The organism is Bacteroides sp. 51, assembly GCF_010500965.1.
Lineage (GTDB): Bacteria > Bacteroidota > Bacteroidia > Bacteroidales > Bacteroidaceae > Bacteroides.
Genome location: NZ_QVMI01000006.1, coordinates 87002 through 99829, shown reverse-complemented (window position 1 = coordinate 99829; position 12828 = coordinate 87002). Strand labels below are relative to the sequence as shown.

The following is a 12828-nucleotide window of genomic DNA, read 5'->3' as shown; positions in this document are numbered from 1 at the left end:
TAAAAGCATTAGAATGTTACTTTAAAATCAAAACCGTAAGTAGCAGTAGGCAGGCTGAAACCTCTTTCAATACCTTGAATAACTCCCAATGAAGAAGCTGCCTCAGGATCGATACCGTTTGGAGTGTTTTGTTTCAGTGTACCCAGGTTACGTCCAACAAAAGCGATCTTCATACTCTGGAAAACTCCACCCATTTTCTTGAGCAGGCTACGTGGACAGTCATAGCTGACACTTACTTCGCGCAACTTAATGAACGAGGCATCGTACAAGAAGTAGCGGGCGTTGGAGCCTGTATTCATCCAGTAACTAGAAGCCTGCACCCAGCAGTTGCTATCGGCAACCGACTGACCTGCACGGATACCTACGCTCTCATCAAAGATACCATTTGGAGTTAGAATACCTTTTGCACGCCAGTCATTATAGCCAACCAACACCTTACCCGGGTCCTTTTCGCCTCTGTTTTGCGAAGCATTCGGGTTTGTGGTATGCTGAGTTTGCAGGAATCCGGCACGCTCTTCGCCATTCTCACCTAATACCATCTGACTGAAGAAAGATTCGTCGCGACCTTCCAACGATTGGATAGTCTGTCCGTCGCGGGTACCCTGGTGTGCTGTTGAGGACCATATCTTACCGCCTTTGCGGAAATCAAACAATACGGAAGCCGAGAAATTGCCCAGGCGGAACGAGTTGCGCCATCCACCCATCCATTTGGCAGATACATCGCAAAGGAACTGGTCGGCTTGCTCCAATGGCTTACCTTCATTGTTACAAAGAACATTACCAAACTCATCCATTTTGGCCATCTTAGCATATAGCGTACCCATAGAGTGACCTTTCTCAATATAGAAATCAATAACACCTTCTGCACCACTCAAACGGAAACGGTCCATGCCGTCGGCAAGTTCCAATACTTCACTGTTGTTCTTTGCCCAGTTTAAGGTACTCTCCCAGCGGAAGTTCTTCGTTTGAACAGGAATAAGCGAAACGCTCAACTCCGTACCCCAGTTCTTTACTTTACCGGCATTAAAGACTGCTTCGTTATAACCACTCACCTTAGATATCTGTGAGTTCAGGATCTGATCTCTGGTGGTTTTATTATAGTAAGTAAAGTCAATACCAATGCGGTTCTTCAGGAATTTCAGGTCGGCACCCAACTCGTAAGACGTTGTACGTTCGGGCTTCAGATCGGCATTCAACTTCTTGTTGCCACTAGAGAACCAAGGTGTACCGTTGAACATGGCTGCATAGCTTAAACCATCTAATAATTGGTCGAAACCGGTGTCGTTACCTACACGGGCGTAGCTACCACGGAACTTAGCAAACGAAAGTATCTCCTCAGGGATATTCTTGAAAGCCTCTGTCAGAATGAAGCTGGCACCGATAGAGGAGTAAAAGTAAGAACGGTTATCTTCAGGGAGTGTAGAGGTCCAGTCGTTACGTCCTGTAAAGTCCAGATAAACAAGGTCGCGATAGCCAATGCTGGCGGTACCATATATGGCTTGTTTTTTCTTAGCGTTGTAGTAAGGTTCCGACTTCATTGTTCCACCGTTGTTGGCCAAACTCTTCAAGTCGGGCATCAGCAATGTTTCTACGATAGAGGTTATTTTCTTGTTTACATAATCTTGCGCAGAAGCACCGAGTGCAGCCGATACGTTAAAGTCTTTCCAACGCTTGTTGTAGCTCAACATGGCTTCATAAGTCATATTTTTATATGTTTCGGTGAATTCGTGGTACAACCCGTCGTTGTTTTCTACATCGGGACCACCATACATATTTACAAAATACCAGCCGTTTTTGGAGTTATAGTCAACTGCTATTTTGGTACGCAGTTTCAGCCCTTGCAGGATCTCATAATTTAATGTAATATCGCCCAGCACCCAGTTCTTCTCGTCCTGATTGCTGATTTCATTCAAACACCACATCGGGTTAACGAAACCACCGGGGAAGGAAATTAATGTACCGTCTTCTTTCTTCCAGGGAGTCAATTCGCCCATAGACAAGTCGCGCGGCATCCATGCAGCCGTATAGAGAGGATTCTTCTTGTCTGAGTTACGGGCATTACGGTTGTCTACCTTTTCATTCGTATAACGCACGCCCACATCAATATTAAAAGGTTTGATGGGTTTGAAGCTGGCACGCAGGTTTACGATGTTACGTTTCAGTTCGTTTTGCTTCATCATCACGTCGTCGCTCGTTACATTGGTATAAGAAAGACGTACCGAAGCCATCTCGGTTGCTTTTTCTACGCTGATTGCGTTAGTCCACGCGTGAGATGTACTGTAAAGATCGAGCAGCGTGTTTGACGGAGTATATTGTTTTTCCAGACCGGTACGACCAATCATGTCGAATCCAATCATTGGCATACCCCAAGAACGTTGGTTAGAAGCAGCTACGCGGAAGATACCATAGTCTAAAGAGGAGTCATAAGGCAGATTATTGTTTGCCAGGTAGTTAAAACCTTCTTTCTTCAGACCGTTGCTTTCGCCCGATCCATATACATTCTGGTAGATGGGGTACTGTTGCAGGGTGGAGAACTGGAGGTTGGTAGAGTAAGTCACCCCAAGTCCACGCTTCTGGCTGGCCTTTTTCGTTGTAATGATAATAGCACCGTTGGCAGCGTCAGAACCGTAAAGAGCCGATGCATTAGCACCTTTCAGTACGGTCATGCTCTCAATATCGTCCGGATTAAGGCTGGCAGCCGGGTTACCGTAGTCAAGACCAGCTTCGCCTGTGTCCACATCATTAATAATAGGCAAACCGTCGATAACATAAAGCGGTTGGTTATTACCGGTGATGGAGTTCATACCACGAATAACAACGGAGGCCGAACCGACAGGACCGTTTGATATAACCTGAAGACCGGCTACCTTACCGCTCAACATGTTCAGGAAGTTGGCATCGCGTGTTTCCTGCATACCTTCCGTATCTACTTTCTGATAGGCGGTTGACAGCGACTTTTCATCGCGGCGCATATCCATTGCCACGACAACTGTTTGTTCCAGCATAATGGCATCTTCTTCCAGTGTTACGTTCAACACTGTCTTTCCTTTTCCTACATTGATGGACTTCGGTTTATAGCCGATGAAAGAGTATTTCAAGACTGCATTATCAGCAATCTGAATAGAATAGTTGCCATCAAAATCTGTTACAGTACCATTTGTACCGCCTACCAGCATTACGCTGGCGCCAATCAATGGCTCACCCGTTTCATCGGTCACTCGTCCTTTCAGTGTTCGGTTTTGCGCCTGCAAAGCCGAAACGCAGAACAATAATAAAATTAAAGCGAAATACCTTTCATAATATTTCCTTATTGCTAAAATAGTTTGGTGTTGTTTCATGTTTTCCATGATTTATTAAAAACAATCGTTATACAAATTGTGATTAGTTCTCTCCCAAAGAGGTTTTTCGGGTACACAAGGCAGTAATTAAGGGTTTCGATTTCTGTTTTTCATAAGGTTATTAAGATTACTTATTTAAGATTAATTTTCGTCAAAGGAAGCGGGGGACAATAAAAAACAAAGGGATATTGCGATTAATTGGCAATTAAAAAACGATTAATTGAGTAATTAATCGGAGCAAGTTGAAAATGAGGTTGGAAATGAGGAAGAAGTATAGATTACTTACTATTTCATTTCACTCCTTCGACACTCCATTTTGCGTTTGCTGCAAACGCAGACTTGTGTTTGCAGCAAAGACAACATTGCGTTTGCTGCAAACGCAGGTTGATGTTTGCTGCAAACGCAAAAACAAGGCCACAAGACTTCTGGAGGGGGGGGGGGGGGGGGGGAAAAGCGGAAAATTTACAAAAACAAAAAAGGGGGGGGGATATATAAAACCAAAATAAAATAAAAAANAAACAAGCTACTTCGTATATCAGATGGAATCGTGAAATGCAACTCCACTTCCTCACCCGCACTGGCAGGTATACCGGAAGGAGAAAACAGGACAAGACGGATGGGGGGGCGGGCGGGGTGGGGGGGGGGGGGGGGGGGGGGGGGGGGGTAAACGCGGAATTATTCGACAACACTAACGGGTATGGGTATATTACAACCGTATACACATGTAAAGAAGTCTTTAAAACCTGTAGCCTAATTCCTGTAAATCTCGGCAAACGGAACCTTATAATCCTCGCCCATCGAATCTTTGTACTCCTTGCAGAAACGATCATACACATTCCGGGCAATGCCTTTCTTTCCTTGTGCAGAGAACACGGCACACTTGGCGGCTAGCGCTTCTTCATTCAATGGGTCGTGCAGGAACATGATGTCGGCAATGCGGATAATCATATCCTGATGGTTGCGGCTACCTTCGGTTTCCAACAAATTTTTCAGTAAATCTATGGAATAGCTGGAGTAAGCCTCCTTAAAATCGTCCAACCAATCAAGAAGCGTATTTGGCAACAAAGGACCATAAAGCAGCAGTTCGAGAATGCGGTTGAGCAGCTCCGTACTTTCTTCCTGCTTAAACTGGCGGATGCAGGCAAACAGCGTATGATAATCACAAAAGACATCCTCCCCCCATTTGATATGCAGGAAGTTATTCTCCACCACCACTTCTACATCTCCGATGCTCTCCAGCAATACGCGCAACTTCCGCAAGTTCACATTCCGGTTGTTGCGGGCAGAGGTTTCGTCTTTCTCAGGCCACAATATTCCGGTGGTCTTGGATGCCAAGATACCCTGCTCGTTTTTCTCGGTATAGATTATCAATAAGATAAGTAAATGCTTCAGGCGCGGTGTGAAATTGGAGGTAATATCGTGCCCTTTCTTATCGCGCACATTGAAACCACCCAATAAGGAAATGGACGCACGACTGCGGTCATAATAATTGGTCACCGCGGCAGAAGCCGGCACCACCTCCGGAGCCGGTTTCTTGTTGAATGTTTCTTGTGCTTCCAAAACATCCTGAACAACAGTGTCCTGAACTTCCTCCGGACTACCGCCACGTTTCGAGTAATAAAGCAACAGAACACCTCCCAAACCAATCAGCAGCAACGCACCTACTACGTAGATATACCACCGACTTGCAGATGTCTCTTCAACCACCGGCTGCATGATATCTACCTCGCTCAGCAAAGGCATATTGATAGAATAAATGGCGGCATCGTGCGAGTGATCGCTCATAATCTTATCCAACACCAGAAAGAGTTTTCCGCGGGAAGGAGAAGCATAAAGACTAAAATCGCAATCCTGATAATTTACAGCATTATGAATAGGCTTCGAGGCTTTGACGTAAACCGAATCCGTCATAGAAACCTTCCACAACGTTCCACCGTTTTGCATGGATATGGCGTAGAAAGAACTATCCGACGGTTCGAAATACATGGAAGAAGCCATCAGAGTACCTTCCTTAAAGGTGTTTTTCTTCCAAACCAGACGAGACTGCCGTGTTTTTATATTGATAGCACACAAATCAAAATAGAAGTGCGAACTCAGTTCTTGTTTCCCATACTTATTTCCCCGTCCCCCGAAAATAAAAAACTCATCGCCAGCCACCCCGGCAGCGGCAGAGTAACGGGGAGAGAACGGATGTTCATATTCTACCTTCTCTACCCTGTCTGATCCGGATTTCAGGCGGAAAAGTTCATTGCGGTATTGATAAAAGCCATATCCGCCGAAAAAGTAAAAACAAGAATCGGCCGGGTTAAACGTACGGGCGTGGTTGTAATAATAAGACTCTTCCCTATCTTGTACTTTACCACTCCATGTTTCCGTATCGAACGAGAAATAAGAAACGGTACCTTTCTTTAAGTTGTAGGACACCAGTTTGTTGCTCAATGTGTCATATAATAAGTGGTTCGTATACTCCATCGCCGGATACCCACCGCGCACGATAATCTCGCGCTGCCGCACACCATCCTCGTCCAGCACTTCTATAGACTGGGGTCTGACGAGATAGAACAAAGCCTCGCGGGCATTGAAAGCCACATCCAACCTGCCCGGAATCTTTTCCCGATACACCTGTTTCCATTCCACATGATTGTCTATCAACCAGAAAGGGTTGAGTGCACGTGCCACGGCTCCCTGTTTTTCATCGTGGCAGATATCAGCGTTATGTTTCCACAACTTCCATTCGCGCGTTTGCTCACCATCTTGAATGACAATTACGTTTTTCATATTGACGGGGGCCACATCTGCCAGGTAATTATTCATTTGTCCGAACAGGGCGGTAACACTTTCCGCCCCTTGCAGGGGCACCATGGCCGATATCTTTTTTCCATCATAATCCACCTCAACCACATTGTCCTTCAAACGAAGCCGCACAGAAACATCCAACCATTTTTCGCGCACAATGGGAATATTAAAGGGAACGATCCCTTCGTTAAATACCAAAGCAGGGAAGTGACTTCCCTCTCCTGCCACAAGCGAAAAACGTATCAGTTGTTGTGTATTCGTATGCAAATGGAGAATGGAACCGAAATCCGGTTCGTTGTTGCGCACGTACATCTGAAAAGAAACAGCAAATTCATTTTTTATGGGGAAGGGTAGATTATTGTCCAGGAAGAGAGAGGTCCGTTGTTCGGCCGGCACCGAATGCGACTTGAAATAAAGCCCGTAATCATGCAAAGAAGAAGCATCTATTCCGTCGGCAGAACAATACAGAAGGAGAATCAGTATCAGTAATCGATGTTTCATAGTATTTAGTATCAATCAATTTAGCGGATAATGCAAAAATACAAAAAAAAGAGCCGTCCTTCCTTTATAAACAGAGACTTATTTGCAGGAGAACAGGTATAAAAAACATTCCATACAACAATTATACATATAATTTGGAAATAAAACAAAAATAGCAACAGCTTGTACCGGAGATCGACACAAGCTGTTAAAGCATCCCGCCAAAACAATCTTTAAAACCTTTAGGTTATCTGCTCTTTACCTTTCATTCCTTATCAACCGAGGGAGGAGCATTCTCTGCTTCGCTACCCCATTTCTTATTCGGAAGGTCGCCCATGACTAATACCAATTTACCACCTTCCATCAAACTATCATGACTGAACCAAGGCTTGTTCCACTCCTGACCATTCAGCGTGGCCGACTGGATATACTTGTTTTCATCGGAAGCATTCTGTGCTTCAATTTCAAACACCTTCCCGTTGCTCAACGTAATCTTTGCATTCGTAAAAAGCGGGCTTCCGATATTGTATGCCGGGAAACCGGGAGTTACAGGATAGAATCCCAGCGAAGAGAAGACCACAAACGAAGTCATTCCTCCCCCATCTTCATCGCCGGGCATGCCCATCAGGTCGTTGCGGAACCAGGTCTTTAGCATCTTGCGGATGTGCTTCTGCGTATTCCAGGGCTGTCCGGCATAGTTATATAAATAAGGTATGTGCAGTGACGGTTCGTTGGCCATAGAAAACTGCCCCACGTTGCCGGTATGGTCGGGCAATGTGGAATAGAATTCATACTTGCCACGCCCCAACGGTTCGCGGAAAGTACGCTCCAGGTTGGAGATGAAAGCCTCCCGGCCACCCATCAGGTTGATCAGATCGGCTACGTTGTGAGGCACATCCCAACGATACACCCAACCGTTGTTTTCGCCATAATACTCGCGGGCACCCATACCGCCTGAGTAGCGGTAATCGAAAGGTTCTATCCAGCGCCCGTCTTTGTCTTTAGGATGAAAGAAAGCTGTCTCCGGGTTAAAGAGGTTCCGGTAATTGCGGGAGCATTCCAGGTAGTAAGCCGCTTCTTTGGGCTTACCCAGCGCCTCGGCAATGCGCGAAAGGCACCACTGGTCGTAGCTTGTACCCAACGTAACAGCCACGGGCTGGCGCTTTTCGAAATGATGCACATTGGGATCGGTTTCTTTCTCGCCGGGTTGGAGCGCAGGGATATACCCATGATCCAGATAGAATTCATCAATCCAGCCGGCGGGTGCTCCCGACCAGGGGGCGAGGGTTTTCTCTTCAATACCTCTGCGACAGGCTTCATAGGCTTTCAGCGTATCTATCTTCAAACCTTTAATCAGGGCATCGGCCACGGTGGCTACACCATGATTGGAGTTCATGCGGCGTGAGTCGCCGGTTACTTCGGGGAAGGTAGGCATCCACATGGTGCCCATTTGCTCGGCCATGCGCAGGAAGGAGGTGATGATTTCTTCCTCTTTCTTCTGGTCAAGCAGTACGCGAAGCGGATGGGCAGCGCGGTAGGTATCCCAGATCCAGTCGTCGTTATAGAAAGGAGTACCTTCATCGTCATGCACCTTGCCATCGAAAGCGCTGAAGTAATGTCCGTCTTCGCTCATACAGATGGGGCGTTCGAAGGTACGGTAGAAAGAGGAATAGAACACCGTTTTATCTTCTTCCGTGCCGCCTTGTACCTGAATTTGTCCCAGGGTTTCGTTCCAGATCCGGCGACCGGTATCGGCCAGAGCCTGCACATTGTAATCTTTCAGTTCGCGGCGCAGATTCTTCTCGGCTTGCTCTTCGCTGATAAAGGAGATGCCGTAGCGCAGACTCACACTCTGGGTTCCGTCGGCAAAGCGCCAGGCGGCACAAACGTTCTTTCCCTCGGCATTATCTTTGCTTATTTCGATCTTTCCATTCTCCAGAACGCCGGCAGCTACGGGTTTCTCTTGCGGCTCGATGTATAAGTAAACCTTTGTATTGTCGTTCAATCGCTGATGGCCGCTGATAAAGTTTACCCCCACATGAATGGCTCCGTTGCGGCTATTTACAATGACGTACGCCGGTTCGTCTGTTCCGTACGCAATGTGGTAGAGTGCCGACTGATGGGAAAGGGCATAATTCACTTTCATATGATTACCGGTGTCGGTTGGCTCTATGTTCGCACTATAAGAATAGGGCGTCAACCGCTCGTTGTCATATGTATAAGTAACGACCGGGCGCAGGTTGTCGCCCTGATAGGGGCTGAGGTTAAAGGCCGAGCGCTCACGATGATTGGTCACAATGAGAGGAAGGCCGTTCAGTAACTCCGTGGTATAGTCGGCACGTTCGGGATAAACGCGGAGCATACTGTTGGGCAACTGGATCGTGGGAAACGTGGGCACCAACAGGTGGCTGATGTTTCCAACATACGGATTTACATAATCGACAGGGGTTTTGGTCGTTGCTTGTTGCTGCATTCCACTACATGCGCCCAACATCAAGACGATGGCCCCGGAGGCTAACAGATGTGTAAGTTTCATGATATATCTTTGTTTTTAGTTAGATTCAATTTACTTCACCTCCGGATTCACAAACGCTGCTTTCAGCAACGAGAGGAATGGCTTCTGATTATCACATTTAAAGTATCCGGTGAAATCATTCCTGTCTCCGCTTCCCACCTTGAGAACGAGTTTGTTCCAGCCTTGCAACAGGGGCAATTCTTTGTAGGTTGCTTCGTTGCGTCCTTCCTGAGACATTGCGGTATAAGGCTTGTTGTTGATAAACAACTGGCGACTCTTTGCTTTGACAAACAGGGAGAGTTTGGGCATATTGGGTTCTATCAATAAGTCGTCCAGAGGGCGGGGAGTGAACACGTAAAGTTCCAATGCGTATCCATCGCCCTCTTCGACCATCTTGTTCTTAGTGATTACGGGGAAGTTCATCTGCTCATCGCGCAGGAAGAATACCTCGTCGATGTTCACCTCCGGTTTCTCGCAAGCCACACCGGCGTGCTCCAGGATAGCGGCAAGGGTGTTATAGCCTTTTTCCGAATTGGCAAACTCGGTCAGGGTGCTGAGGTAGAAAGCAGACGCTCCCTGGCGGCAGCTCACAAATACCGGAGTGGCGGCTGTACATTCGTATTCGCTGCGGATGGTTCCGGCTGTTTTGATCTCTTCCGGACGTTTGTTCCATTTGCGCCAGTCTGTTTTGCAGGCATTCAGCAGGACTTCTCCTTCTTCTACAAACGTGCCTTTCAGCGAATAGCGGGAGGCATCTGCTTTTTGAAGCTCGCAGAAGTAGAAATCGGAATTATTCAGTCCGCGCATCCATGACTTTTGCACAGGGAGGAAGGAGGAGCGTTTCAATTCATCCAAAGCCACGGGATACGGTAGGAGTTCATTGTATCCGGCTACGGTTTCGGGCATCAATCCCCAGATCCAGACATCGGCTCCTTTGGTTATTTGTTTTTGCATTTCTTTCTTTGTGGCGGCATCTGTTGGTTGGCTACCGTCTACAATGTAAAGCAGCTGTGCGGGAGTGGTTACCTTAGTGGTAAACTTCACGCCTTGCGCATCCATCAGTTCCTTTAAGCGGCTGTCTGTATTACCGATGAAAACGACTTCTTTATAGTTTCCGGCAGGCGCCAGGGCTTTGGGAGCTTCGTATTGCTTCTTGTCGATGGTGGCATACGCACTCCACGCCGGCCCGCCCGGTGCATTGGCAGCACGCATGGCGCCATACATGGGCCACTCTTCATACAGCGGCAGACTGGGGTCGTAACCCGGATTGAACGTAGTGCAGTACGGACCTACGCGTTCGGGTTGTACGCCCGGAATGCCTTCTTTATATTCGCCGAAGAATATACCGTCTTCGACCGCAGAAGGGGCTTTGCCTGTATCTTTCTTGCCCAGCGGAAGGGGCTTCAAGGCATACCAGGCCATGTTGAACACGGTGCTGTACGATGCTCCCATGCGGCGCTGATTGGCTATGAGGTCATAGCACTCGTTGGCCAGACCTTCCATGCGGCCTTCCTGCGATTCATAGGCACGCTCTCCGTTGTATTTAGAGACTTGCTCGGGGGTGCCATAGTAGGCCATACTGTGCTCGCCGATGCCCCAGGGCTTGCCGATTTCTACCCAACGTTTCATAGAATTCAGGTCGCCATAATGACCTACAGTTACGGGCAGGATGCCATCGCCATCGTCTTCGCCGTCGGCTGATATCCACGGACGGGTGGGGTCGTATTGACGGACAATGTCGCGCCACTCTTCCCATGCTTTCTTTTGCGGAACCATCAGTTCGGGACGGTTATAGACGTGGAGGATAACGGGTTTGTTTTCGTTGCTGATGCTCCAGCCGAAGACGGAAGCATGGTTGCGATCGCGCAGAACAAAGCGACGCAGGTGTTCTTTGGATGCTTCCCAGAAGAGGTCGGAGTCGAGCTTCGGTCCGCCGTCGCTGGCCCAGTTGGCGGTTTCGTTCATCACACAGATGCCCATCTCGTCGGCCATATCGAGGTAGAAACGGGGATAGATTTGTGCATGGGGGCGGACGGCATTGGCATTCATGCCTTTAATGGCGGTAAACCATGCCCAGGCATAGCGGCGGGTCATCTGCGGAACGCCCATGAAGTGCCACGAGTCGCCACGCAGGGCGTAGGGTTGGCCGTTTAAATACTGCGTAGTTCCCTGCAATGTCCATTCGCGCCAGCCAAAGCGTTCGTATTTCGTGTCAACGGTTTGCTTTTTATCTTTTAGGGAGAGCAACAGGGCATAGAGGTTCGGGTGTTCGGGTGTCCAATAGGCCAGTGCGCCTTCGCTTACAGGCACTTGCAGGGTTACTTTCTGCGATGCGTTGGCTGGTACGGATACTTTGGCAGGGGCTACCTGCAAGGCTTCCATTCCGAGTGTCCAGGTGGGGACAGGTGCTGAGTTCACATCGGTTCCGGCACGGTTTATCCATTCGCGGATGTTGCCTTGCAGTTGCACGTCGGCCTTTTTATCGGTGTTGTTTTGTAGGGTTACTTCCAGTTCCAGTCTGTTTTCGGACACCAGGGGTTTCACATATACGTCTTCTACATGGAGTTTGGGCAGTGCCAACAGGTAGACGTCTTGCCAGATACCATTGATGTGGCCTCCCCACATGGAGCCGGCGGGCAGGATGCGGCGGCCAATCGTGGAATTGTCTTCAAATAGCGACTGGCTGCGTACGCCAACGAGCAGTTCCAGGGCTTGGCCGGGGGTTACCTTGTCGGTAATATCGAGGCTGAAGGGCAGGAAGAGGTCGAAGTTCTCGCCCACTTTTTCTTTGTTTACGTATACCTCGGCGTAGCCGGCTACAGCTTCGAAGTAGAGTTTGATTTGCTGGCCTTGCCAGTCGGCGGGGATGGTGAAGGTTTTCTTCATCCATGCCATCTTCACTTGTTCCCATTCTTTGGGGTATGAGGGGTAGTTGCGATGGTCGGGACCTTCAAGATCGCGATTGGCAAATGCATTGATGTTCCACGGAGAGGGTATTTTGATGCGTGTACTGCTCCAGCCGTTGCCTGTGGGCAATAGCAAGGTGGGGGCGATGCCTTTTTCTTGCTTGTAATCCGGGGGAAGGGCCACGGGTTGGAAGTCCCAGTAACCGTTCAGGCAGATTTCCTTGCGGTATTCTTTCTCGGTTTTGTTTACTATACCTTCGCTGGGGGCGAAGGAATAAGGGTAGACCAGCTTGTGGTCGTTTGTCACTGTCTGCGCATTTACTCCTACGGTTGGCAGGGATAAACTTGCCAGCAGCCTGCATAATAGAATCAGCTTTTTCTTCATTTTTATATTTTAATAGTTTTTCTGGTATTCTTTTGGGGTTGTTTGGGGATTCTCCTGGTATTCTTTTGGTAGGCAAAGAAAGCAGAGTTGTATTAAAAAGAAAAAGCAAAGGGAATTAATATCGGATTAAAATGCGCTTAATTGAGGGTTTGGGGACGAATTTATGGATATTTCGGGGGAATTTGTGGGAATTTGCGCGGCATGCGGACCGGGCATTTTGGGATAATAAGGGAGTGGGGTATTATAAGTCTATCTCGTCAAAAGCACTAAAAGCGGAATTCAATTCATTTGTGACCATTTCGGCTGTGGCCGATCCAAATGCTAGCGGATACTTTGAAACCAAAGGGGGCTATCGTCAGGATGTGGCTTATGCACCTTACACATTAAGCAAATAGAATGAGTATTCAA

The 12828-nt window shown here is 47.9% G+C and carries 5 protein-coding genes; 1 reads left to right on the top strand and 4 read right to left on the bottom strand.

Features of this window, described 5'->3' with window-relative positions:
• Positions 1-8 precede the first annotated feature (8 nt).
• From D0T87_RS06915 to D0T87_RS06900, 4 genes are all read right to left on the bottom strand, one after another.
• Positions 9-3338: a SusC/RagA family TonB-linked outer membrane protein gene (locus tag D0T87_RS06915; protein ID WP_239063527.1), complete on the bottom strand. Its 3330-nt coding sequence runs from the start codon at positions 3336-3338 to the stop codon at positions 9-11.
• A gap of 750 nt (positions 3339-4088) precedes the next feature.
• Entirely contained in the window at positions 4089-6635 is a 2547-nt protein-coding gene (locus tag D0T87_RS06910) for a hypothetical protein (RefSeq protein WP_163174152.1), read from the bottom strand.
• Positions 6636-6879: 244 nt separating this feature from the next.
• A complete protein-coding gene (locus D0T87_RS06905) occupies positions 6880-9150 on the bottom strand; it encodes a GH92 family glycosyl hydrolase (protein WP_163174150.1) in 2271 nt (756 codons plus the stop codon).
• A 30-nt stretch (positions 9151-9180) separates the two neighbouring features.
• A complete protein-coding gene (locus D0T87_RS06900) occupies positions 9181-12420 on the bottom strand; it encodes a glycoside hydrolase family 2 protein (RefSeq protein WP_163174148.1) in 3240 nt (1079 codons plus the stop codon).
• A 131-nt stretch (positions 12421-12551) separates the two neighbouring features.
• On the opposite strand from D0T87_RS06900, the gene D0T87_RS06895 reads away from it, so the two are divergent.
• A complete protein-coding gene (locus D0T87_RS06895; protein WP_163174146.1) occupies positions 12552-12815 on the top strand; it encodes a hypothetical protein in 264 nt (87 codons plus the stop codon).
• Positions 12816-12828: the final 13 nt, after the last annotated feature.